Below are 24,753 nucleotides of genomic sequence, written 5' to 3'. Positions count from 1 at the left end.
GTCATCTGATATAGTTCGCCAATGTAAGTTGTGAGAGCCGCGCCGTGATCGTGTAGACCATCTCCAGTTGCACCTGCACCGCCTGCAGCTGACCTGCGACTTCGGTCTGATCCGCGCCCAGAAGATCGCTCTGTGTCATCAGCATCGAGCTGCGCTGTGCGGAATTGCTGGCAATCGCATTTTCAATACGCTCCTGATTGAAGCCCAGCTCCGCGCGCACGGCGACAATGTCATCCTGCCCCCCCAGCAGACGGGTCCCCGCCTCGCCCAAAATCGTCTGTTTCTCGCTCAAGGAAAAGTTCAGCGTCGGATCAACAGCCAGAGAGGCCAGCGCACTGTCACGCATCGCCTGCCGCAGCGCGGTATTGTCTGCACGGATGTTATATTGCGCCGTATCACTGTCATTGAGCCGGAACGGCGCCAGATCCGTGGTGGACCCGGTGTAGGCATTGGTTTCAAAACCGCCGCCTGCCGTCATGAAATAATCATCCACTGCCGCGAACAGATCACTCGGCGTCACCACCCCCGCCGCAGTCACCGCAGCTTTGAGGTCTGTCATCATATCTTCAGCGCTCATCAGAGACGCGCCATCTGTGGCGGTGCCACCAAACAGCTGCCGGTCTGCCGCGCGCCCATTCAATGCCGTCACCATGGCTTCAAAATCGTTGAGCGCACTGCGCGCCACCGTATCTGTCGAGGACGGTAGGTTTGACTGCGTCGCCGACAGCAGATCCCGCGCCAAATCACCTGCTACGTTTTGCACCATTTCCAGAGTGTTTTGCGCCGTCTGCGTAAACACTTCGGCGTCGGTGGTCGCCACCTCATAGCCTTTGAGAACGGAGATCTGTCGCTCCACCCCGGCCAGCACGTTAAAGTCCCCTTTGAGCGAGGCGGCCACATCGGATTTACGGCCAGAACCAAGTTCATAGGCCAGACGGTCAAGATCGCTTTTGACCGAGGACGTGCGGCGCGCCATCATCATCTGCTGCGCCATGTCTCCTACTGAAATAACCGGCATGTTCTTACAACCTCAACAAGGATTCCATCATTTCATCAGCCGCCTGAATCAGGCGGGCGTTTGCGGCATAGGCCTGCTCCACAAGCATCAGCCGCTGCAACTCTTGGTCGGTGTCCACACCATCCAGCAGTTCCAGTTCTTCAAGCGTGACCAGTTGCGCGGAGGCGAATGTCTCATCCAGCTCGGCCTGCACCCGCGCGCCAGACACGCTGGACAGGAACTTGCCGCCCAGTTCGGTCATCGCCACAGCCTTGCCGCCATATCCGCCGGAGACCGGCACCACCTGCTCCCGCATCGCATCCAGCATGCGGTTGAGCTGGCTGGCGTCGCCAGAATCTCCCGGTGTTGCCGCACCCAGACCATCGCGCAGACGCCATGTTTCTCCGGCGCCATCCAGATCCACCAGAGTGTTCAGTTCCAGACGTCCGGCCAGACCGGTTTCATCAGCCACGTTGAAGGCCAGCCCCGCATCGGTGAACAGCCCGGCATCGCCAGCACCCAGCGTCGGGTCCATCGTTGGATCCTGAAACCGCTCCACAAGGTTGCGCGCCGCCGCATCCAGATCGGTCTGCGCCTGCACCGCATATTCATCGCGAATGGCAAACTGCGCGCCAATCGCGCCGCCGGCCAGAGCGCCCTTCTGGGAGTCGATCCGCATGGTGTACCCATTGATGGTGATGCCAGACAGCATGCCATTGCCTGCTGTCATATGCGGCATCACCGTGCCAGCGGCACTAAATTCGATTTCCGCCGCTTTGCCATCCAGCAATACGGCCCCATTGGTTGTGTAAAGCGCCACCGCGCCGCGATCACGCTCAGCCGTGCGGATTGGCACCAACTCCCCAATCTTGTCCAGAACCACATGCCGCGCATCTTCCAGAGCGGCGGTTTCATAACCCTGGTTGATCGCCAGAGATATTTTGCGGTTAAAATCTTCGGTCTGCTCCAGCAACTGGTTCAGTTCCTTGATCATGCCGCCAATCTGATCATCCGCTTCAGAACGCATTTTCTGAATGCCTGCGGAGGCCTCATTGAACCCTTCCACCACGCGTTCGGCAGAGAGGGAGGCATTGGCCAGACGCACATCGCTGTCCGGCGCCCCCGTGGCGGTGGCCAGAGTGCTTTCAAAATCCGCAAGCAGACCAGACAGGCTGTTGGCCTGATCCGGCGTGCCAACAAGACGTTCCAGACGGGTGTAAAACGCGCTGGTGTTGCTGGTCATCTGCTGGCCGGCATCCGCCAACCGCCGTTCGGCGATGGTCACCGGGTTCACATGGCGGGTCACCCCATTCAGGGACACGCCGCCGGAATACCCATATTGCCCGGCCGACACACTCAACGTGCGCCGCCCATAGCCTTCGGTGGAGGCATTGGCGATGTTGGATGACAGAACCTCCGCGCTGCGCGCCGAAGCCGTCAGACCGCTCATCGCATTGGTAAGAGCGCTTGAGATACTCATGACTTATCCTTTCGGGCCAACGGCCTCGGCAAATTCATCAACGCTTGATGTTGGTGGTTTCCTGCAGCATCTCATCCACGGTCTGAATGACCTTGGCGTTGGTGCTGTAGGCACGTTGTGTCTTGATCATGTCGGTCAGCTCGGACGCCACATCGGTCGCCGATTCTTCGCGCATGAACGACAAAATTTCACCAGAGGGGCCGGTGCCGGCATCCCACATGAAGTAGGGGCCACTGGCGCTGGAAGGCACATAGGTCTGGAAGTCGAGCGAGATGCCCAACTCATTGGGGTTTGGCACATCCACCAGTGGGATCCGGAAGATCGTGCGGGTGATGCCGGTGTTATAATTCGCGGTCACGATGCCATTGCCGTCCACGTTGATGTCCGTCATCGTGCCAACCGGCGCGCCATCCTTGCCCACTTTCAGAGGGGCATAAGCATCGCCAAGCTGGCTCATGCCGCCGGTCTCACCCAGAATCCCCAGATCGATTTCCATGGGGCCACCGCCCACGTTCAGCATGGCCTTACCTGTGACCGGGTCATAGGCCCCACCCGAGTTGGTCACCACAGCCTGCAGCGTGCCCGCATCGGTGCGCGCATCTTCGAAGGTCATGGTGTAGTCGCCAATCACCGCGCCGCCAGAAGCCGAATCGCGGATTTCCATGCGCCATTCATTGGAAGAGCCCGTTGCCGGAACCGTTGGCGTGAAGGAAATGTTCAGCGTCTCAGGCTGACCAAGGTTGCCGTAGTATTCAATGCTCAGCACTTCAACATCACCGGCGGCACCAGCCACGGTGGAGGTCGAGGGCAGGTTCACGCCCAGCGCCACAGATGTGGTTGGGGAGCCAGCCAGCTCCGTGGTCAGCAGGCGGATGGGCTCCAGCGCATTGTTGGAATCCCGCGGCACATTGGGGAATGTGCCATCGGTGTTGGCTGGCCAGCCCATCAGAGCCAGACCCGCTTCAGACACCAGATAGCCGTCTTTGTCCGGACGGAAAGATCCGGTTGTGGCCATCATCAGCTGTGGGTTTTGATTGCCTGCCTTGATCGCATTGGCAGAGGCCACCGGCAAAAATCCGCGCCCACGCACCGCAAGATCGGTCGGGTTCGTGGTCGGGATCAGCGAGCCGCCCGTGTCAATCAGGCGGCGGCTGCTGGCCTGCACACCACCCGCGGAGTACTTCCCGCCTTTGGCTCCGGAGACCATTGACTGAAAATCCGTCTCCACACGGCGATAGCCATAGGTGGCCGAGTTCGCGATGTTGTCAGAGATGGTCGCCAAGCGGGTCGCATTGGCCGAGAGCCCGGCCACACCGGCATTAAGCGAGGAGGAAATCGACATGATACGCCTTTCTGCTGTAACAATCTGTTCGCACAAACTGTTACGAGGCGTGCCTTAACAGCCAACTAACGCAGCTGAAGTTTCCTCCTCACCATCCAGCCGGAGCGCGCCCCGGACTGTGCCCAGATCACTGATCCGAGCGCAGCAGAATGATCTCAATCCGGTTGTTTCTAAGGTCTCTGGGAATATTGGAGACCATTTCACGATCCGCATGTCCCGTGACACGTGCAATCCGGTTTTCTTCCAAACCAAAGATTGTCAGCAACTCCCGCATGGCGTTCGCCCGATTCGATGACAATGGCCAGGCTTGGGTCTCCCGCACTGTAATCAGTTCAGAGCGTACATGACCCTCCACCGCTACATTGTTGGACACCAGACCGGACACTTCAGACAAGACCTCCGCAATATCCAAGAGCAGCGGCATCGGTTCCGACGTGCCCTGAACAAACAAACGGGCGTTGTCCGCATCAAAGATCTCGATCACGAGGCCTTCATCGGTCACACGCGTCACCACATGTTTGAGCATATTATCCGACAGAAGGCTTTCCCCGCCCCCACCGATCAACAGATCCTGCACCTCTTTGAGCCCATCTTCCTGCCCCGATCCGGGCTGCTGAAACTCAACTGCTTCCGGCTGTCCTTTCAGAGACGTGGGCAGACCGCCGGTCCCTGAATAGGCCAGAATCCTCTCTTCCAACACGTTGTCACCACCAAACATCGCACTTCCCCCACCGGAAATCTTGTTCAGCGGCACAGACGGGTTGAAGAACTCCGCAATGCCAAGTCGTTGTTGCTCTGTTGTCGCATTGATCAGCCACATCAGAAGAAAGAAGGCCATCATCGCGGTCACAAAGTCCGCATAGGCGATTTTCCACGCCCCACCATGATGCCCATCGCCGCCGACCACTTTCTTACGTTTAATGATCACCGGCGCGTTGGAATTATCAGCCATCGCACTCACCTTTTTCTCACCCTGTCCCAAGTGGTAGCGAGCAGGGCTTACTCCGCCCTTAACAAATGGTATTTTAAGGATTTTTGGCCCCAATCCGGATTTCAGGACAGAGTTTCAGCGCAGTGCTTCATCCAAAACAACCATGAATCGGCGCCGCGTTAGGCCCGCTTCTATAGCAGGACAAATCTCCACCCGAATGGTTCCTGGCTGCTTAACAAAACTGTCATGCGGCCAGCACGCTCCAGAATTCAACCGCACGGGACACACCGGGCATCCTGCCAGTTGATAGAGCACGCCCACCCCAGCCTGAAGCTCTGCCACGCGAGACTTGCGCCGGGTGCCGCTTGGAAAAATCACCAAACTGCGCCCCGCTTCCAGCGCTTCAGTACCCGCGCGAAACCCGGCCCGCACCGCATCAGCGCTGCCCCCCGCTTCAACAGGAATATGCCCCATCTTGCACATCACCGGCCCGAAAACCGGATAAGAGAAAATCGACTTTTTCGCATACATCACCGGACGCCCGAGCAAGACCTCAAAATACAGTGTTTCCCAAGTACTCTCATGCTGTGACGCAAAAATAACCGGCCCTGAAGGCACATGCACCTTTCCGGTCACTTCGTACCGCACGCCACAGATCACACGCAGCAACCAAAGCTGCACCTGCAGATACCGGTCTGAAATCGCATAGACCCGATCCCGCGATATCCAGAGCGCAGGCCAGAGCATCAGAAACGGCACCACTGCCAATCCCGCACTGCTGTAAAACAGCAGACTGCGCAGTACCAAAATAGGATAGGTTTGCCCAAAGGGTTTCATGTTTCGTCTCTTCAACGCAAGGTCACGCATTTCAACGCAAGGTCACGCATTCTATTAAAAAACCATCTTTACACGCTCCTACACGATTGCAATCACAGGTGTAAGATTGCCGTATGGCCAGAGAGTCCCGCTTGCGATACTCTGGCGGCCTCTGCTGTCCTGATTGGCGCGACGGGACGATTTTTTGAAGTGTGGTTTTGGCGCATGGGGGATTAGGTTGCGAATAAGCGCATGGTGGCTCCGCACCCTTTTCGGAACAATGGTTGCAACGGCAGGTCTTGGGATCACCCTAGAACCCCTGAACGCCTTTGAAATAGATTTCCGCACCCATGGTGGCGATGAGACACTGCCGGACCGCCTCAGTGGCGCGTCCCTGCTCACAACTGCCAAAGAAGACGGCACAACGGGCGGACAGGATGTCGTTGCCGCCGCGCAGTCTGACTACAAACGCATGATCAGCGTGCTCTATGGACAAGGCTATTTCAGCCCGAAGATCTCTATCCGCGTCAACGGGCAGGAAGCCGCCGACATCTCCCCTTTTGCCAATATTGCGACCGTCTCAGACGTTGTGGTCGATGTGACACCGGGACCGCGTTTCCTCTTTGGGCGGACCGAGATGGCGCCTTTGACGCCAGAGACGGAACTGACCGAAGACTTTGCCCCCAAAGCCCCGGCCAATCTGAACGCCATTGAAAGCGCGGCACGGGAAGGGATTGATGGCTGGCGCACCGAGGGCCATGCCAAAGCCCGTGTGTCTGATCAATCCATCACCGCCGACCACCGCAACAGCGAACTGGATGTGGACATCACTCTGGAGCCAGGCCCCAAATTGCGGTTTGGCAAGCTGACTTATCGAGGGGACTCCAAAGTGCCAGAGGCACGGGTTCTGGAAATTGCGGACCTGCCCGAAGGCGCGCCTTTTTCCCCCGAAACGGTCAGTCAGGTTTCTGCACGTCTGCGCCGTACCGAAACCTTTCGCAGCATCGACCTGCGCGAAGCGGACACACCGAATGCGGATGACACATTGGATATGGAACTGACGGTGGTGGATAACGCGCCCCGGCGGTTCGGCTTTGGTGCCGAATTGGAAAGCCGTGATGGGCTCAGCCTGACAGCCTTCTGGCTGCACCGCAATCTGCGCAATCAGGCCGACAGCCTGCGGTTTGATGCGGCCATCGAAAATCTCGGTGCGCAAAGCAGCGGCGTGAACTACCGTGTCGGCACCTTATACACGCGCCCAGCCACCTTACGATCTAATGTCTCCCTGACACTTGGCGCTGAGCTGAAGCAAGAGGACGAAGACCTCTATTTCCTGCGCCAGCTTGGGGCCTCGGTTGGTCTCAAGCGCATTCACTCTGACCGCTTTGAAACCAGCCTCGCGCTCACCGGCTTCTTTTCTGACGTGGATGACAATTTCGGCGAACGCCACTTCAAAGCCATCGGCGTGTCTTCCACCACCAAACTGGACCGGCGTGACAATATCTCCAACCCAACCCGAGGCTACTATGTCGAGGCCACGGCCTTCCCCTATGCGGGTGGCGGGGATGCGGAAAGCACGCTTTACCTCGAAGGCGACTTGCGGGCCTATCGCGGATTTGGATCGGACAATGGCGTGATCGCGGCAGGCCGCTTACAACTCGGCAGCATCATCGGCCCGTCTCTGTCTGAAACTCCACCGGACCTGCTGTTTTATTCCGGCGGCGGCGGCACCGTGCGGGGCCAGCCCTATCAATCCAACTTCGTCACCGTGGACGGCATCGAAAGCGGGGGTCTGTCCTTTCTCGGACTGTCCGGCGAATTGCGTGTGAAAATCACCGACACCATCTCCACAGTGGCCTTTTATGACGCCGGGTTTGTCGGCGAATCTGCTGCGCTGACTTCTGGCGGCAGCTGGCACGCCGGTGCGGGGCTTGGCGTGCGCTATAACACCGGCTTTGGCCCTCTGCGTCTTGATCTTGGTCTGCCGGTCTCTGGCGGTACCGGCGATGGCGTTCAGCTCTACATCGGCATAGGACATACATATTGATGCGCTGGCTCTTTATTCTCCTGCTGTCATTTTTACCGCTCCACGCCTTTGCCCAAGAGGCAGAGGAGGCCAGCGACGAAGATAAGGGCATGCTCACCCGTTTTCTGGAAGACTCGCTTTCCGGCGCGGGGCGTGAGGTCGAGGTCGTGGGGCTGCGCGGTGCCATCAGTTCAAACGCGACATTGGACAGCCTGCGCATCTCTGACGCCGAAGGGCTCTGGCTGACCCTCAATGGCGTGACATTGAACTGGAACCGGCTGGCCGTGCTGCGTGGCAATATCAATGTCAACGAACTGAGCGCAGAAGAGATCATTCTTGCCCGCGCACCCAAATCAGAGCCTGCCCCCACAACTGCCGAAGCCAAGCCCTTTGCGCTGCCGGAATTGCCGGTCAGCATCAATATTCAATCCCTGAAAGCAGAGCGTATTTCCCTTGGAGACTCCCTGCTTGGGGAACCTGTGGATATGTCACTCACCGCGCGGCTGATACTGGAAGGCGGCACCGGTGAGGCGCTGATCAGCGCGGCGCGCCTGAATGGCCCGGCGGGGCGCTTTGCACTGGATGGGGCCTATGCCAACGACACCGGCGCACTGCGCATTGACCTTCAGGTGCATGAAGACCCCGGCGGTCTGGTGGCCACATTGGCCAAATTGCCCGGCGCGCCAGAGGTTGGGTTGACCGTTCTGGGCGCGGGCCCTTTGGAAGACTTCACCGCCGATCTGCGCCTGACCACAGAGGGCGAGGAGCGTCTGGGCGGCGAAATCGTTCTGTCCACAGAACCCGGTGCCAATACAGACGCCGCGCCGACACAGGTGATCCGCGCCGATATCAGCGGCAATATGGCCCCGCTGTTTGCGCCTGACTACAAGGACTTCTTTGGCGAGAACATTGCGCTCAACACCCTGCTGCGCCGCTTTGATGATGGCCGCACCACGCTTGAAAATCTCGCGCTTACCTCCAGCGCGCTGAACCTGCGCGGCGCGCTCGCCCTCACACCAGAGAACCTGCCCGCAAGTTTTGATCTGGACATCGACCTGCGCGACGCCGATGGCGATGCGGTGTTGCTGCCCGTGGGCGGGCCAAAGAAATACATCACCAGCGCTGCGCTCAAGGCAGAGTTTAACGCCGCAGCCGGTGATGCCTGGTCGCTGACAGGCGATATCACCGGAATCGACAGCAACGCGCTCAAACTTGATCAGCTCGCGCTCAAAGGCTCCGGCACCATCACAACCACCCCCAAAGAGCGGATCACCGCCGCGCTTGCGCTGGATATGGATGGGCTGGTGATGAGCGATGCCACGCTGGCCGATACGCTGGGCGACACCGGCTCTTTTGTTGCTGACATCCTCTGGGAAGAGGACGCAGGCATCAAAATTTCCGGCCTGACACTTCAGGCCGCACAGATGACCGCCACCGGTGACGCCCATATCACAGGCACCGGCGCGGATATGGTCATCGCCACGCAGGCGGATCTTGACGTGCCAGATCTTGCGGCCTTTGCCGGGCTCGCCAACCGCGCCATCGCGGGCGCGCTCAGTGCCAGCCTGACCGGAGACATCGCGCCTCTGAATGGCGGATTTGACCTGACGCTGCGGGCCACCGGACAGGATCTGGCCATTGACGATCCACGCGCCGATCCCCTGCTCGCCGGGCCAAGCAGCCTCGATATTTCCGCCAAACGGGACGAAAACGGCCTGACCCTGCACAAGGGTGAGGTGACAAGCGCGGCTTTGCGTCTTTCAGGTGCGGGCACATTGGCCAGTCAGGACAGTGCCCTGACCTTTGAGACAGCATTGGATGACATTGCGCGGGTGCTGGATCTTGATGGCATCCGCGGGCCGGTGACCGTCTCAGGCAGTGCCACGCAAACCGGCAGCGACTGGGCCTTTGATGTCGCGGCAACCGCGCCAGCAGAGAGCAGCGCCAAAATTCAGGCCAGCCTCCCTGCCACCGGCGACCCTTCCGCCGATCTGACCTTGGACATCGGGCGGGTACAGGCCCTTTTGCCCAGCCTCCCCGGCGCGGCCCATGTGGAAGCCAGCGTCACTCAGACCGCAGCGGGCATCGACCTGCGCTTTGACGCCACCGGCCCGTTTGACACCTCAAGCACCGGGCGCGGCGTGATTGACCCCACCGGGACCGGCAATGATCTAACCCTGTCCGGCACCCTGCCATTGGCGGTGGCCAACCTGATCTTGTCACCCAATTCAGTACAGGGTCTGGCCCGGTATGATTTGCGCGTTCAGGGCGCGCTGGCCCCGGAAAACGTCACGGGCACGGTTTCTTTCAACGACACCCGGTTTGCCATGCCCGATCTGCGAATCGCGCTCGAGGATATCGGCGGCACGGTGAATTTGGCCAATAACGCCGCGCAGATTGCTGTCACAAGCCGGTTCTCCGGCGGCGGCGATATTGGCGTCAACGGCAGCATCAATCTCGCCGCGCCTTTCTCGGCAAATCTGCCCATCACATTGCGCGACATTCAATACCAACAAGGCCAGCTCCTCAAAACTGAGCTGGATGGCGACATCACCCTCACAGGTCCTCTCACCGGTGGCGGCACCATCGCGGGCGACATCCGCGTCGGGCACACCGATGTGAGCATCACTCCGGTGGCCCTCTCCGGCGCCGGGCCTGTCCCAGACATCAACCACATCCACGAAACCGCTGCGATCCGCACCACCCGTGATCGCGCCGGGCTGATTGCCCGCGAAAAATCCTCAAACAGCTCCGCACCGCCTTTCAATTTGGATGTCACCATCGACATTCAGGAGCGCATCGCCGTGCGCGGCCTCGGTCTGAATGCGGATTTCAACGGCGGGATGCGTATCACCGGCACCACCAATGCCGTCTCGCCAAATGGCGAGTTGGATCTCATCCGGGGCCGTCTCGATTTTCTGGCCAAAACCTTTGAGATCGACGAGGGGCGGATTTCTATGCTCGGAGATTTTGTGCCCACCATGCGGGTCGTGGCCATCTCCGAACAGCCAGATGCCACCATCTATGTGATCCTTGATGGGCCTCTGGATGACCCCCAAATCCTGCTGGAAAGCGATCCGGAACTGCCCGAAGACGAGGTACTCTCGCAGCTGCTCTTTGGCCGGGATCTCTCCAGCATCTCGGCCCTTCAGGCCGCCCAACTGGCGGGCGCGCTGGCAACACTCTCCGGCCAAGGGCCCAGCGGCCCCCGGCTTGGGGAAAACTCCGGGCTGGATGATCTGGGGCTGACCTTTGATGAATCCGGCACGCCGGGTCTGCGCGCTGGCAAATACATCAATGAAAACGTTTACACAGAGATCGGCGTGGACAGCACAGGGCGCTCGTCCATCAGCCTCAATCTGGATGTGACTGACAATCTCACGATCAAAGGCAAAGTGGGATCGGATGACGACAACGGCATCGGCCTGTTCTTTCAGCGTGACTATTAAGCCGGTTGTGGTGCCCGCGCGCCACGCAGGCACATCTCGCGCAGCTGATCGCGTGTTTCCTCACTCAGCGGGCGACCAAAGGTGCGCTCCCATTTGAGCGTATTGCGGATTGCGCCCCCTATGAAACTGCTGATCACACAGGCCTCCCCTGCCACGGCCCAGCCTTCTGCCTGCAAATCCTGCAACAGCTGCGCAATAAAGTCGATCGGCCCCTGAAAGCTCTCCAGCACTTCAGATCCGGGCAACAGAGGTACATTGGACAGATACTCAAACAACACCGCGCGATCCGCATCCGCCCAGATGAAGTCAATGTGATTTTCGATGTAAAGCACCAGCCGCTCCTGCGCGCTCAGGCTTGGATCATCTCCGCCCACCAGCGCCCTCTCCAGCGCCTGACCAAGCTGTTCATAAACCGCCCGGATCAGAACATCCTTGTTTTCGAAGTGATTATAGAGCGACCCCGTGGCAACCCCCGCCCGCTGGGCAATCTTTGACATCGGCGCCTGCGTGCCATGTGCCACCAACATAGCCGCCGTGGCTTCGAGAATTTTATCGCGCATCGTTTTCTTGCCCTGCCGCCTGTCACATCCGACATTGAACAACCGCTCAAGTTGTCAAATGACCCTAAGGGTAGAAAGCGGCACACGCAAGCAGACGCACAAAAACCCCTAACGTCACTTGAGCGAATGCAGCAAATCCGAGACGCTGCGCAGCATTTGAAAACACATGATGCCAGATCTGGAGATCACACCGCGCTCCAATCCAGCACAACTTTGCCAGAGGCACCGGACAGCATGGCATCAAATCCGGACGCAAACTCTCTCACAGGCAACCGATGGGTGATCACACGGGAGACATCCAGACCATTTTGCAGCATGGCGATCATCTTGTACCAGGTCTCAAACATCTCCCGGCCATAGACACCCTTGATGGTGATGGCCTTGAACACGATGCGAGACCAGTCCACCGGAGATTGCCCCGGTGGGATACCAAGCAAGGCTATCTTGCCGCCCATCACCAGCGCCTCGACCATCTGATCCAGCGCCACCTGCGCACCGCTCATTTCAAGCCCCACATCAAAGCCTTCTTTCAGGCCCAGTTCCTGCATCACATCATTGAGGTCTTCCTGCGCCACATTCACCGCGCGCACGTTGGGCACCACATGTTCCGCCAGCGCCAGCCGATCCGGGTTGATATCGGTGATCACCACATGGCGCGCGCCGGCATGTTTGGCCACCGCCGTCGCCATGATCCCAATCGGCCCAGCCCCGGTGATCAACACATCTTCGCCCAGCAGATCAAAGCTCAACGCCGTATGGACCGCATTGCCCAATGGATCCAGAATCGCGCCAATCTCATCGGGAATATCATCGGGCAAAGGCACCACATTAAACGCCGGCAGACGCAGGTATTGCGCAAAGGCCCCCTGCACATTCACCCCAATGCCGCGCGTGCCGGGATCAAGGTGAAACTTCCCCGCCCTTGCCTGACGGCTTTCATGGCCGATGATATGGCCTTCCCCCGAACAGCGCTGACCAATCGTGAGCCCGTCCACCCGCCGCCCGATCTCAACGATCTCCCCAGCAAACTCGTGCCCCGTGATCATCGGCACCGGCACCGTGGCGCTGGCCCAGTCATCCCAGTTCCAGATATGAATATCCGTGCCGCAAATCCCGGTTTTGTTGACCTTGATCAGCACCTCATCCGGCCCGATCTCAGGCACCGGGGCCTGCACCATCCACAGCCCTTTTTCAGGGTGGGATTTCTCCAGCGCGGTCATGGTGTTTGCACGCATCAGATCACTCCCACAGGTCGGTGGACAGGTATTTCAAACCACTGTCGCACATGACAATCGCCACACAGCCGCCCTTTTCCGGCCCGCGCAGCAATTCTATCGCACCGGCCAGATTGGCCCCGGCGGAAAAGCCTGCAAAGATGCCCTCTTTCTGCGCCAACAGGCGCGCACCCTGCCGCGCGTCCTCTCCTGTCACTGAGAGATGCCCCGCCAAAGCGGCACCCTTCAGATGCACGAGATCCCCCATGGCATAGCCGCCCCCCTGAATGGGATGCTCTGGTTGCGTCACCGCTTCACCCGCAATCGCGCGCGCACCCTCTGGTTCCACCGCATAGCAGCGCACGCCTTTGGGCCCGAGATAGGCCGCCGCCCCCGCCAATGTCCCGCCAGAGCCCGCAAAATCACAAAAGGCCGTCACCGCCCCGTCAGACTGCGCCCAGATTTCAGGCCCGGTGCCGGTTTCATGTGCCTTCGGATTGCCCGCATGACCAAACTGATCCGCCCGAAACGCCCCGCGCTCTTCGGTGATCTGCTGCGCCGCTGCGTCCACCATGGCGAGATCTGCGCCAGACACTTCGCCCGGCTTGCTACCCGCGGCTTGCGGCACAATCACCACCTCTGCGCCCAAAGCCCGCATCATGCGCGCCCGCTCCACGGAATTGCCCGCGCTCATCACCGCAACAAACGGATGCCCGAGAATGCCGCAGACAATCGCCAGCCCGGTGCCCATATTGCCAGAGGTCAGCTCCACGACCGTCTGCCCCGGTTTCAAACTGCCCTGTGCACGCGCCATGTCAATGATCGCCCGGGCCGCACGGTCTTTCTTGGAAAACCCCGGCAGCAGATAATCCAGCTTCGCCAGAATACGCCCCTCAAGTTTCAGATGGTCGCAGAGCCGGGTCAGGGACACCAATGGCGTATTCTCAATCGCCTCAACAACAGAGGGTAAAATCATTTCAGCACTCCCAGTTCCTTGCCGACTTTGCCAAAGGCCGCCAGCGCCCGGTCCAGCTCATCCTTGGTCAGCGCCGCATTCATCTGCGTACGGATGCGCGCCTGTCCGCGCGGCACCACCGGGAAGAAAAAGCCCGACACATACACGCTTTCCTCAAACAAGCCCGCCGCCATCTCCTGTGCCAACGTCGCCTCGCCCAGCATCACCGGAATGATCGGATGTTCCCCGGGCAGTATATCAAAGCCCAGCGCCTCAAGCCCGGCCCGCCAATAGGCCGCATTCTCAAACAGGCGTTTACGATCCGCTGCCCCCTCCTCAACCAGCCGGATCGCTTCGATCCCGGCGGCAACAATGCTGGGCGGCAGCGAATTGGAGAACAGATAGGGCCGCGCCCGCTGCCGCAGCAGGTCGATCACTGGCTGCGGCCCAGCGATATAACCGCCAATAGCCCCCCCAAGTGCCTTGCCCAAAGTCCCAGTGAGAATATCCACATCCACACCAAAATGATCCGGCGTGCCCGCCCCGTTTGGCCCCATGAACCCGGTCGCATGGCAATCATCCACCATCACCACCGCGTCATACTCTTTCGCCAGCCGCGTGATCTCCGGCAGGTTCGCCAGATAACCATCCATGGAAAACACCCCATCCGTGGCAATCATGATGTGGCGCGCACCTTCGTTCTTGGCGTGCTGCAGCATCGCCTCCAGATCCGCCATGTCATTATTGGCATAGCGATAGCGCTTCGCCTTACACAAACGGATGCCGTCAATGATCGACGCATGGTTCAGACTGTCAGACACAATTGCATCTTCCGGCCCCAACAGCGGCTCAAACAGCCCGCCATTGGCATCAAAACAGGCCGCAAACAAGATCGCGTCATCCTTTTTGAGAAACGCCGCCAGCTTCTGCTCCAGCTCCCGGTGCAGATCCTGCGTGCCACAGATGAATCGCACAGAGGCCATGCCAAACCCGCGCGGCTCCATCGCCCCCTTGGCCGCCTCGATCAGTGCCGGATTGTCCGCCAGCCCAAGATAGTTGTTGGCACAAAGGTTGATCACCTCACGATCCCCCACCGCAATTTCCCCACCCTGCGGCGAGGTGATCATGCGCTCCCGCTTCATCAGCCCTTCGGCCTCTATGGATTTAAGCGTGCTGCGGATGTCGTTCAGGAAAGCATCAGACATGAGAGATTCTCCATAATGATGGACGCAGCTCTATCATAACGGATTTCCCTCCGCGAAGGGGGGATTTCACTATAGCGGACAAAAATCCGTGATTTCAGAAAACATTTCTATCCAACCGTCAGAAAGGGCTGTCTCTGGGAGGCGCACTTGGGGGCCCCCCGAGCAGCAAGGTCTCGACAGCATCCTTCACATCGCAAACTGACCTGTCGCAAAAGCGTCTACCCAAGTAGCCGCAGCCCTTCGCAAAGGGCCTCACCCATTCTTCACAATCAAAAACACCCGCGCAGGCTGGGTGGCTTCAATACTGTGCACCACATCCGCCGCATAACGCGCCGTGTCCCCCGTCGCCAAATCCTGCGCCGCCGCGCCGCTGCTCACCCGCACAGCCCCTTCCAGCACCGTGAGCTGCTCAGTTGCGCCGCGTTTGTGCGGCGCGCTTTTCAGGTGCCCACCCGCCTCAAACCGGATGTCATAGACTTCATGCCCGCCCACATCTTCGGGTGGGGACAGAATATGGATCAGGCACAGGTGGCCCATATTGTCAAAACGCGGCACATCACTGGCGCGCAGCACCTCAACCTTGTCTGCGGCATCCGCATCCAACAGCCCGGCAAAATCCACCTGCAAAGCCCGCGTCAGGTTCCACAGCGTCGCTATGGTCGGGCTGCTTTCGCCCCGTTCAATCTGGCTCACCATCGACCGGCTCACGCCCGAAAGTTTTGCCACCGCATCCAGCGACAGCCCCTGTGCGCGGCGGGCTTCGCGCAGACGCGCAGGCAGGAGATCCAAAATCGGCAAGTCAGTGTCCATACCCTCTGATGCCGCCAAGCCCGTCCCCTTGTCAATCAACACCCTGCGCCGACCTTCCGTAGGACTACGGGTCAACAGACCGTGACGCGCCGTTCCTGCTGACTTCATCCGGGCCCCTCTGCATAGTGCGCGACAAATGCGACTGAGAGGAGAGGACCCATGTCCGACATCGTAATTCTGGGCGGCGCCCGCACCGCCGTTGGTACTTTTGGCGGATCGCTCGCCAACACCCCCCCAATTGAGCTGGCGACCGCTGTGTCCAAAGCCGCCATCGAACGCGCAGGCGTACAGGGCGACCAGATCGGCCATGTGGCCTTTGGCCACGTCATCAACACCGAGCCACGCGACATGTATCTCTCCCGCGTGGCCTCTGTGGAGGCTGGCGTGCCCAACACCACCCCAGCGATGAACGTGAACCGCCTCTGCGGCTCCGGCCTTCAGGCCATCGTGTCCGCCACCCAGTCCCTGATGCTGGGCGATGCAGATTTTGCCCTCGCCGGTGGTGCAGAAAACATGTCCCGCTCTCCCTACATCCTGCAACAGCAGCGCTGGGGCCAGAAGATGGGCGACGTGAAAACGCTGGACATGATGCTGGGTGCGCTGAACTGCCCGTTTGGCACCGGCCACATGGGTGTGACCGCAGAAAACGTTGCCGATGAGCACGACGTGACCCGCGAAGACATGGACGCTTTCGCCCTCGCCAGCCAGGAACGCGCCGCAGCGGCAATCGAAGCCGGCTATTTTGACGAACAGATCACCCCGGTCGACGTCAAAGTGAAGCGTGACATGGTGCCATTTGTCCGTGATGAACACCCAACCGCCTCCACCATGGAGTCTCTGGGCAGGTTGCGTCCGGTCTTCAAGAAAGATGGCCGTGTGACCGCAGGCAACGCTTCTGGCCTGAACGACGGTGCCGCCGCCATCGTGCTGGCCCGCGCAGAGGCCGCAGAGGCCGCTGGGCTGACACCAAAATTCCGCGTGCTTGGCTATGCCCACGCCGGTGTGCGCCCAGAGGTGATGGGTATTGGCCCGATCCCGGCTGTGGAAAACCTGCTGACAAAAACCGGTCTCTCCGTGGCCGACTTTGACGTGATCGAAAGCAACGAAGCCTTCGCCTCCCAAGCCATCGCCGTGAACAAGGGCCTTGGTCTGGACACCGCCAAAGTGAACCCGAACGGCGGCGCAATCTCTCTGGGCCACCCGGTTGGCGCAACCGGCGCGATCATCACCGTGAAACTGATGTATGAACTGGAGCGCACTGGCGGTTCCAAAGGTCTGGCGACCATGTGCATCGGCGGCGGTCAGGGCATCGCACTCGCCATTGAACGTATCTAAACCTTTCAAAGCAAAGCTGCATCGGCCAAAGGTTAACGCCTTTGGCCGGCGTGTTTTGGGCACCTCCGCATTACGGACGCGATACAGACGCAATACCGACGTGCCAAAAAATGGTTAATCCACCCAGAAAGTGACCTGATCCGACCGCCCTGTCGCGTCAATCACCGTCACCGTTGCCTGGCCCTTCCCATCCATCGGCAAGCGCACTTCAGAACGGCGCATATTGGTGAGCACCGGCTGCCCATTGGCCAGAAATGTCAACGGAAAGGCCGCATTGCGCACCTTGACCACCACGCCCTCTTCCCCCTGTGAAAGCCGCGCGCCTTGTGGCGGAAAGGCCAGTTCAAGGCTCTCAGAGACTGCCTCAAACACTGCTTGCCTGCCTTTAAATTTCTTAAGTGGCTCAGGCAGTTGCCCGTGGCTGACAATCAGCGTTTCCGGCGGCGGAGGGGGCAGTGGATCCAGCTCTGGCTTAAGGCGCTGAAACAGCTCAAACAGCACCGGTGCCGCCACCTCAGCCCCAAAGGCACCGGGTACAGGCGTACCATCAGGCCGACCAATCCACACGCCCGCCACATGCCTGCCATCAAAGCCCAGAGCCCACGTGTCCCGATGGCCATAAGAGGTTCCGGTTTTATAGGCCAACCCGCTGCGCACCGCCCCCACCGGCGGGGCAATCTCAGACAGAATATCCCCCAAATGCCACGCCGCCGAACGGCTTATAATGCGTTGCTTTTCATGTATTTTTTTTGGGTATTTCCAAGTCATCTCAGATGCCTCCCCCCCTTGTGGAAACATCGCATAAAGCGACACAAGCTCTTCCAGAGACACCCCAACGCCCCCCAAAGCCACCGCCAGCCCAGCCGCGCCTCCCGGCACTTCTGGCCGCAATCCCGCGCGCCGCATCGCCACCATCAAATTGGCTGGCCCAATCTCATCGGTCAGCAACACAACCGGGATGTTCAAAGACAGCGCCAATGCCTCCCTGACACGCACATCACCCCGAAATTGACCATCAAAATTCTGCGGCGCATAGCGGTCAAAATGCACGGGCCGATCGGAAATCAGGCTCTCTGGATGCACAAGCCCCTGATCAAAAGAAAGTCCATATACCAGAGGCTTAAGCGTAGACCCCGGCGAACGTTTGGCCTGTGTCATGTCAATAAAGCCTTGCCGTCCGTCGCCATCACCAAACCCGGCGGAGCCCACAGATGCCAGAATTTCACCGCTTTCATGATCCGCAACAATCATGGCCACCGACAAACGCCGCCCCAACCCACGCACCGCCTGTGCAGCAAGCGCCTCAAGCGATTTTTGCAGGGTCAAATCCAATGTCAGATGATGCCGCTGGGCCAATGGATCCTGATAGCGCGCCCTATCGGCCATATGCGGAGCAAAAACGGGGAAGGCTCGCCGTGTCTGTGCAATTGGCGTGCCTTGTGCGGCCTGCACATCATCCTCTGTCAAAACACCCTTCTTTTCAGCAACATAGAGCACCCGATCGCGCGCTGCCTGTGCTGCCTCTGGATGGCGATCAGGACGGCGGGCATTGGGGCTCTGCGGCAAAGCCACCAGAAGTGCGCTTTCGGCTGGGGTCAGCCGGTGTGGTTCTTTGCCAAACCACGACAGCGTCGCGGCACGGATGCCCTCAAGATTGCCGCCAAAGGGTGCGTGGCTCAGATAAAGCTGTAGAATTTCTGTTTTGCTGAGGCGTTTCTCCAGCGCGAGTGCCACCCGAATTTGGCGCAGCTTTCCGGCCCAGGCCCCTGTGCCGGAATCTTCAATAAGCCGCGCCACCTGCATCGTCAGGGTAGAGCCCCCAGACACCACACGCTGCTGCGTCAGCGCCTGCCAGGCGGCACGCATAAAGGCTTTGAAATCAATACCCTGATGTTGCCAGAACCGGGCATCTTCATAGGCAACCAACATGGCCAGATAGGTCGGGTCAACGTCGTCCACCGCAGCGCTCATACGCCAGAGACCATCCTCCACAGTATAGGCTCGCAAAAGCGCACCTTTGCGGTCCAGGACTTCAACGGAGGTCTCTGCCAACAGAGGCGGCAGCTCTGTCGCGTTGATCCAACGGTCCAGCGCGTCGCGCGCACCCGCAAAGAACAAAAGCCCCCCAACTAGCAGGACCGCCAGCCAAAGCCGCATGTCACTCGCTCACGACAAGGCGCGCTGCCGCCGTGTTGGCCCTATATTGCGGGCGATACATGTCTTCGACAGAGGCCGCCGGATGATGATACTCCCCCGGGCTGACTGCACGCACAACATAGGCCAGTTGGAAAGGCCTATCAGAACGCCAGTCCACCGCCGCCAGAAACCGATCCGCGCGGAACTCGCTGTGCTCTGCGGCGACGGGCACAAGCCATTCAAGCCCCCGAATGTCTCCACCGGACAAGAGATTGGGATTGTCGATCTCAAAGCCTGCAGGCAGCGGATCGTTGATCATGAGACGCGCACCCACCTGTGTGGAAGGCCGAACGGTGAGCACCGCCACAAGGCGCGTACCAGTAGACACCGAGCCAGCGATGACTTCCTCACCTTCCATGGTGAAATACTGCCGCGTCAGGGCATATCCATATCCCCCCTGTTCCACAGAGTAAGTCGGCACACCAAAGGTTGTGAGCGTAACCCTCTTGGGCGTATCTCCCTCATTTCGCAGCACTTTATCACCTGCGAGATCTCCTTCAGACCAGCGGGCCACAAGGGCACTCTCAAGGGCAGTGCCGTTCAAGCTCAGCGCGGTTTCACCAGTCTCTGAAAGCAGTCCCTGCGCGGCCAGCAACGACCAGACCGCCTCTTGTGTAGAGAGATCGCGCGCGGGTGAGGTCACCTGCTCTGCCAACCCTTCCAGATCAAGGGCGTCGCTTTTGGCTTCCAGCGCCAATGCCATGGTGCCCGCCACATCACGCAGCGCTGTACCATAGTCAGCACGCCAGAGAGGTGGCGCATCAGCCTTTGTGGACTGCGCCGCAATCTTGTCAGCCGCAATACGGAACATATGGTCGGCGCGTGTCTGATCCCCATACATGGCCAGCGCCGCGCCCAGCTGCGCCGCCGCCAGAGGCGTGGCAAAAGCCTCTGCTTTGACATCCGCATAGTAACGCAGATCGCCCATGGCGGCGGCCCCTTCACGTGCAAGGACCAACAACGCATAGGCAATATCTTCGCCGCCGCGCTCAAAATCTGGCGCATAGTTGATGCGGTTGCGCAGATTGTTCATCGCCTGCTGAAAGGCCTGTGGCGGCACCACATGGCCCCGTGATTTCGCACGCGACAGGAAATCACCAACATAGGCATCCAGCCAGAAATCCCCAGACTCCGGACGCCAGAGGCCAAAGGCTCCGTTGCTCGACTGCCGGGTCAAAATCAAAGCGATGGCCTCTGAAACGCGCTGATCCAAACCGTCCTGAGGCACGACCCCAACCGCATCTGCCACCTCTTCAAAATACAACAACGGCAAGGCCTGTGATGTGATCTGCTCAGTGCATCCATAGGGGTAGCGATCCAACGCCTGCAAAAGTCCTGGCGCATCAAATCTGGCCAAAGCGCCGGAAGACACCATCAGTTCCCCAGTCCCCGCCCGCAAATCAGCAAGCACATCAGATCCCACAGTCAGACTTTCTCCCGGCGCGAGGCTCAATTGGCGTGTGGTGCTGATCGCAGGGTCATTGGCCCGCACCGGCACAGTGAGCGATTTTACCAACTGTTTTCCGTCAGGCGTCGTCAGCGCAATGCGAACGGTATGATCGCCAACACTTTCAGCCACCATTGGCACGGAGAGCCGCGCAGTTCCCAGTGCTGCCAAGTCTAAACCTGACGGGACAGCAGAGGTATCAAGCGACAGGCCTTGAGCAACCACGTCAAGCCCCATACGTCCGGCCGGACCCTCAGCATGCACAAATTCTAGCAGAAGGCGGCTTTCATCACCGGGCGCGAGAAAGCGCGGCAGGCTGGCGGTAACAACCACAGGGTCGCGCACCAAAACATCGGCTTCGGCCTGTCCCACTGCGGTGTCAGACCACGCCACAGCCATCAAGCGCACCGTGCCATTGAACTCGGGCAGATCAAACTGCGCCTGCGCTTTGCCACCTGCGCCAACCTCAACCGGGCCTGTGAAATAGGCCACCAGTTCTTCGGTTGGCGGTGGTGCCTCAAAACCGCTCCCCGCATTGGCATCGCCGCCGCTGCGCAGCTGCCCCATGCTGCCTTGCAACCCATTGATCAGACGCCCGTAAATATCGCGAATTTCCATCCCCAGACGCCGCTGTCCAAAATAATGCGCGGAAGGATCAGGGCTTTCAAAACGGGTCAGATTCAAAATGCCCACATCGACCGCTGCCAATGTTACGAACGCTGTTTCCCCCTCTGAAATACCTGCCACATTGACTGTGACATCAAGAGGACCACGCGGTTCTGCCGTGAGAGGCGTGCCAATCTCGACCGCAAGCTGTTTGTGCCCCGGATCCACAGCTGCGTAGCGCAGGCCCAATGCGCGCGCAGGGTTCTGACTCAGCTGCGCATCAGAAGGCCGGATCACCGATGCGGTCACATAGGCCCCTGCGCCCCATTCTTCCGTGACAGGAAGATCTATCAGGTTTTCGCCCTCCTGAACGTCCACTGCTTTCATCGCAATCAAGCGGTTGGACATCACCGAAATCAGAGCTTTGCCAGCAAACCGCGGCACCAGACGCAGCTGCGCGGTATCACCAATCCGATAGGACTGTGCATCAAGGGACAGTTCAAGCGTATCAGGCGTTTCAGTTGTATCCGCAGGCGCATACCAGCCTGCTGAGAACGAGAGAGCACTGCTGACATAGCTGCCGCCTTCCTGCTCCACTACAATTTCATACTGCCCCCAGGTGACATCGGCAGACACCGCAATCGGCACCCCTTCTGCCGTCATGCGCCCCTGTGCAACGGTATGGCGTGTTGTCGTGGGTTCCCACTCCCAGCCGCCATTCAGTTGATACCACTGATAGCGTGTTTCAACCCGATTGACGGCCCAGCGCAGAGCCATATTGGCCGGTGCCAAATCTGCGTTGAGCGGCAAAATCTCAAACTGGGCTGTGCTGTTTTCCGTGATGACGTCTTCTTCAAAGAGCGGTTTGATGCCGATCAATGGGGTTTGCGCGGCCACCGGATGTTCTAAGCGGCGCTCTACCGGACGCCCCGCACCTTCCAAGACACGCACCGCGATCTCTGCCACCAGCGGCTTGCCTTGGGCCTCCTGCTGCGGCAGGGTCACCGATACCTCAGCTTCACCGGCAGCATCCGTCACCGCGCCATCGAAATACGCAGTCTGACCAAAGAAAGGCGTGTCATACCGCCCAAAGACAAACCCCGGATGGGCGGCAATCTCGGATTTTGCTTTTAGCTTCACCTGCCCTTCAATTGCCAGATCAGCGGCTGGCGCTCCAAACAGATAGCGCGCAGTCAGCGCAATCGGCGTTGGGGCCACCGCGTCCAATGGGGCGTTTGGCGCATTCAGTGAGAAATCGATCCGTTCTGGCAAAAAGTCTTCGACCAGCACCTTGGCCTGTGCCAGGGCGGGTGCATCCAGATCGGATTTGAAATCAACTGCCCAACGCCCGCGTGGCACTGTTGCGCCCAAGGGTATTGCAAAAACATGGCCACCCGCCACACCATCCGGCGAAACCATCCGGCTGTACTCCACACCGTCAGGGCGCGTCAGAATCGCCGTAAGGGGGACGCCCGGAAGCGCCTCAGCCAAAGTACCGCGCACCAATGCCGTCGCGTGAATGGTCTCTCCCGCGCGATAGGCCCCACGATCCGTTGTGACAAAGACATCCATCGGCGGCGCCGCCGGGCGGCCCTCTACGCCCCGGTCAGACAAATCAAATGCCGGCTCGGTCAGTGAGAGGAAAGAGAAGTCATCCTCCGACTTCACCATAAGCAAAGCCGGTGCCGCAGCCCCTGTACCCCGCGTCAGCCCAGCGTCAAATACGCCATAGCCCTGCGCATCAGTTGTCACTTCCCCAAGCACCCGATTGGCGCGCGACAGAAGCGTCACCTTGGACTGCGCAAAGGCGGAGGCATCCAAAAGATGGCGCACAAACACATGTAATCCGTCCGTCCCACTGAGAGACGTCATCCCGATATCAGACAGCAGAAACCACTGCGTAGCGGACGTCTCATCATATTTATCCGCGCCAATGAGATCTGCCGTCAACGCATAGACGCCTGCGGGCTGGCCTTTCACCAGATCTCCCAGAGGCAGACGCGTTGTCATGGTCTGGTTGAGGCGATTTTCTACCTGACCGGATCCTGTCCAGATTGTCTCAGCCACATCACGATTGAAATCTTCCAACTGCCAATAGCTGAGCGGCTGTCCAAAATAGCTGTCCTGAATGGCCCGCAAAAGATTGCGGTCGTTCACGCGCTGCAAGGTCAGCGTCACCTCATCGGTATTGACCGTCTCAATCGGAAGTCCCGCATCTGCGGAACGTGGCAAAACATAAGCGCGACCGGCAAAAGCCACCTTGGGGCTGCGATCCCGCACATAAGCACGCAATTCTGTATCCTTGGACAGTGTCTCTCCACTCTGCGCCGGAAGCCCCTTGCGGAAGATCACTGCAATATCCTGACCATGTGTAAGGCCTTCCACGCAGATGCGCTGCTCTTCTACGCGCACGGCAAGGCGGGAATCGGGTAGTTTCACAAAAGGCGTGTAATCCTGACCAACCTTGATCAGAGGCTCATTGAATTCTGCGCAGAATCGCGGGCTTTCCAGATCACTTTCCACCTGATGATCCGAAACGCGAAAGCCATATTTGGCGATTGCCGTTTCAAGCTTTTCGGCAATATCAATTCGGTTCTTCACCCCATCGGCCAGACGCAGGCTGCGCAGGACAGCTTTGCCACGCCCCTGTTCCTCCAGTTGCTCCGCCAATAGCAGAAGCGCATTCACCTGCTCACTTTTGCTGGCTGCACGCAGATAGGCGTTGATGGCCGCGCCAGCTGCGCGCGTTTGGTAGGTTGTGGTGTTGCCCGATTGCGATGTGGCAAGTGCCGCATTCATCCGGCCATATTCGGCCCATAGATCACTGCGGTCCTGTTTGCTGAGTGCGGCGCCAGTCCAGCGCATGGCCGACAGCGTATTGCCTTCTGCGCGCCTATCCCGCGCAGATGCAAGCATGGCTTCGACATCCCAAGCACCGCCCGCGTGGTAGCGACCAATTTTTTCCGCCAGTTCCTGCGCCGTCTTCAAATCACTTTCCCGCAGAAACATCAGCTCCGCGCTGCGCGCACGGCCCAGCTGCAAAACTTGCTCAGAAACGGAGAACACCTCAGCAGACAGCGCCCCCTCATAGGGCTCTTTCTGTGAAATGGCCGATTTTGGGAAACAGGCATTGGATTTGCGATTGAACGTGAAAGCCGTGCAGTTTGGATCATTCAAGCAAGTCTGAATGCAGGCTTCGTAAGTGGTGTCGAAAATATTCTGCAGATCCGATCCATAAAAATCCACATCCGGGCTCACCACCACGCGGCGCTCTGGAATATAGTTTTCGGCAATGGTGGTCGTCGCGGTCAAAATGCACAAAACAGCGGTCAATACGCGGAACATTTCGCTCTCCTCAGTTCAATGAAGCGATGGTGGCACGCA

15 protein-coding genes are annotated in these 24,753 nt (G+C 59.2%); 3 read left to right on the top strand and 12 right to left on the bottom strand.

All coding sequences use genetic code 11. The annotated features are described in order from the left end of the window. Position 1: 1 nt before the first annotated feature. The 5 genes from SHM7688_RS05385 to SHM7688_RS05365 form a co-directional block, all read right to left on the bottom strand. Positions 2 to 1,018 (bottom strand): flagellin, encoded by a 1,017-nt coding sequence (locus SHM7688_RS05385; RefSeq protein ID WP_083498937.1) that lies wholly within the window; start codon positions 1,016 to 1,018, stop codon positions 2 to 4. Positions 1,019 to 1,022: 4 nt separating this feature from the next. Beyond that, positions 1,023 to 2,477, bottom strand: a complete 1,455-nt coding sequence (gene flgK / locus SHM7688_RS05380) for a flagellar hook-associated protein FlgK (protein ID WP_083498935.1) — start codon at positions 2,475 to 2,477, stop codon at positions 1,023 to 1,025. Positions 2,478 to 2,514: 37 nt separating this feature from the next. Then, positions 2,515 to 3,819, bottom strand: coding sequence for a flagellar hook protein FlgE (locus tag SHM7688_RS05375; RefSeq protein WP_058238933.1), 1,305 nt, complete (start codon positions 3,817 to 3,819; stop codon positions 2,515 to 2,517). Positions 3,820 to 3,946: 127 nt separating this feature from the next. Next, entirely contained in the window at positions 3,947 to 4,771 is an 825-nt protein-coding gene (locus tag SHM7688_RS05370) for a flagellar motor protein MotB (protein WP_058238932.1), read from the bottom strand. Positions 4,772 to 4,885: 114 nt separating this feature from the next. Beyond that, on the bottom strand, positions 4,886 to 5,587 hold the full coding sequence (locus tag SHM7688_RS05365) for a lysophospholipid acyltransferase family protein (RefSeq protein WP_058238931.1): 702 nt from the start codon (positions 5,585 to 5,587) through the stop codon (positions 4,886 to 4,888). Positions 5,588 to 5,846: 259 nt separating this feature from the next. Between SHM7688_RS05365 and SHM7688_RS05360 the strand changes: the two genes are divergently transcribed. Then, positions 5,847 to 7,613: an autotransporter assembly complex protein TamA gene (locus tag SHM7688_RS05360; protein WP_058238930.1), complete on the top strand. Its 1,767-nt coding sequence runs from the start codon at positions 5,847 to 5,849 to the stop codon at positions 7,611 to 7,613. Beyond that, positions 7,613 to 11,041, top strand: coding sequence for a translocation/assembly module TamB domain-containing protein (locus tag SHM7688_RS05355; RefSeq protein WP_058238929.1), 3,429 nt, complete (start codon positions 7,613 to 7,615; stop codon positions 11,039 to 11,041). Before SHM7688_RS05360 ends, SHM7688_RS05355 begins: the two co-directional genes overlap by 1 nt. On the opposite strand, the gene SHM7688_RS05350 is transcribed toward SHM7688_RS05355, so the two are convergent. From SHM7688_RS05350 to SHM7688_RS05330, 5 genes are all read right to left on the bottom strand, one after another. Next, positions 11,038 to 11,601 (bottom strand): TetR/AcrR family transcriptional regulator, encoded by a 564-nt coding sequence (locus SHM7688_RS05350; protein WP_058238928.1) that lies wholly within the window; start codon positions 11,599 to 11,601, stop codon positions 11,038 to 11,040. The genes SHM7688_RS05355 and SHM7688_RS05350 overlap by 4 nt on opposite strands. Before the next feature lie 185 nt (positions 11,602 to 11,786). After that, positions 11,787 to 12,821 (bottom strand): L-threonine 3-dehydrogenase, encoded by a 1,035-nt coding sequence (gene tdh / locus SHM7688_RS05345; protein ID WP_058239025.1) that lies wholly within the window; start codon positions 12,819 to 12,821, stop codon positions 11,787 to 11,789. 19 nt (positions 12,822 to 12,840) lie between these two features. Beyond that, a complete protein-coding gene (locus tag SHM7688_RS05340; protein WP_058238927.1) occupies positions 12,841 to 13,791 on the bottom strand; it encodes a PLP-dependent cysteine synthase family protein in 951 nt (316 codons plus the stop codon). Next, a complete protein-coding gene (locus SHM7688_RS05335; RefSeq protein ID WP_058238926.1) occupies positions 13,788 to 14,975 on the bottom strand; it encodes a glycine C-acetyltransferase in 1,188 nt (395 codons plus the stop codon). The genes SHM7688_RS05340 and SHM7688_RS05335 overlap by 4 nt, the downstream gene beginning before the upstream one ends. A gap of 252 nt (positions 14,976 to 15,227) precedes the next feature. After that, the gene (locus SHM7688_RS05330; RefSeq protein WP_058239024.1) at positions 15,228 to 15,785 is read right to left on the bottom strand and encodes a helix-turn-helix domain-containing protein; all 558 of its coding nucleotides are present in this window, start codon (positions 15,783 to 15,785) and stop codon (positions 15,228 to 15,230) included. Positions 15,786 to 15,944: 159 nt separating this feature from the next. On the opposite strand from SHM7688_RS05330, the gene SHM7688_RS05325 reads away from it, so the two are divergent. Beyond that, positions 15,945 to 17,120 (top strand): acetyl-CoA C-acyltransferase family protein, encoded by a 1,176-nt coding sequence (locus SHM7688_RS05325; RefSeq protein ID WP_058238925.1) that lies wholly within the window; start codon positions 15,945 to 15,947, stop codon positions 17,118 to 17,120. Positions 17,121 to 17,234: 114 nt separating this feature from the next. Here the strand turns inward: SHM7688_RS05325 and pbpC are convergent, their stop codons facing one another. Further along, positions 17,235 to 19,277: a penicillin-binding protein 1C gene (gene pbpC, locus SHM7688_RS05320; protein ID WP_058238924.1), complete on the bottom strand. Its 2,043-nt coding sequence runs from the start codon at positions 19,275 to 19,277 to the stop codon at positions 17,235 to 17,237. Between the two features lies 1 nt (position 19,278). Next, positions 19,279 to 24,714: an alpha-2-macroglobulin family protein gene (locus SHM7688_RS05315; protein ID WP_058238923.1), complete on the bottom strand. Its 5,436-nt coding sequence runs from the start codon at positions 24,712 to 24,714 to the stop codon at positions 19,279 to 19,281. Between the last annotated feature and the right edge of the window lie 39 nt (positions 24,715 to 24,753).

It is taken from the genome of Shimia marina (genome assembly GCF_001458175.1).
Classification (GTDB): domain Bacteria; phylum Pseudomonadota; class Alphaproteobacteria; order Rhodobacterales; family Rhodobacteraceae; genus Shimia; species Shimia marina.
This window is presented reverse-complemented; position numbering and strand designations above follow the sequence as displayed.

Coding starts and splice junctions, on each gene's coding strand:
- SHM7688_RS05350 (WP_058238928.1), bottom strand. CDS start 11,601: ATGCGCGATAAAATTCTCGAAGCCACGGCGGCTATGTTGGTGGCACAT.
- SHM7688_RS05365 (WP_058238931.1), bottom strand. CDS start 5,587: ATGAAACCCTTTGGGCAAACCTATCCTATTTTGGTACTGCGCAGTCTG.
- SHM7688_RS05370 (WP_058238932.1), bottom strand. CDS start 4,771: ATGGCTGATAATTCCAACGCGCCGGTGATCATTAAACGTAAGAAAGTG.
- pbpC (WP_058238924.1), bottom strand. CDS start 19,277: ATGCGGCTTTGGCTGGCGGTCCTGCTAGTTGGGGGGCTTTTGTTCTTT.
- SHM7688_RS05385 (WP_083498937.1), bottom strand. CDS start 1,018: ATGCCGGTTATTTCAGTAGGAGACATGGCGCAGCAGATGATGATGGCG.
- tdh (WP_058239025.1), bottom strand. CDS start 12,821: ATGACCGCGCTGGAGAAATCCCACCCTGAAAAAGGGCTGTGGATGGTG.
- SHM7688_RS05355 (WP_058238929.1), top strand. CDS start 7,613: ATGCGCTGGCTCTTTATTCTCCTGCTGTCATTTTTACCGCTCCACGCC.
- SHM7688_RS05375 (WP_058238933.1), bottom strand. CDS start 3,819: ATGTCGATTTCCTCCTCGCTTAATGCCGGTGTGGCCGGGCTCTCGGCC.
- SHM7688_RS05330 (WP_058239024.1), bottom strand. CDS start 15,785: ATGGACACTGACTTGCCGATTTTGGATCTCCTGCCTGCGCGTCTGCGC.
- flgK (WP_083498935.1), bottom strand. CDS start 2,477: ATGAGTATCTCAAGCGCTCTTACCAATGCGATGAGCGGTCTGACGGCT.
- SHM7688_RS05335 (WP_058238926.1), bottom strand. CDS start 14,975: ATGTCTGATGCTTTCCTGAACGACATCCGCAGCACGCTTAAATCCATA.
- SHM7688_RS05325 (WP_058238925.1), top strand. CDS start 15,945: ATGTCCGACATCGTAATTCTGGGCGGCGCCCGCACCGCCGTTGGTACT.
- SHM7688_RS05340 (WP_058238927.1), bottom strand. CDS start 13,791: ATGATTTTACCCTCTGTTGTTGAGGCGATTGAGAATACGCCATTGGTG.
- SHM7688_RS05360 (WP_058238930.1), top strand. CDS start 5,847: ATGGTTGCAACGGCAGGTCTTGGGATCACCCTAGAACCCCTGAACGCC.
- SHM7688_RS05315 (WP_058238923.1), bottom strand. CDS start 24,714: ATGTTCCGCGTATTGACCGCTGTTTTGTGCATTTTGACCGCGACGACC.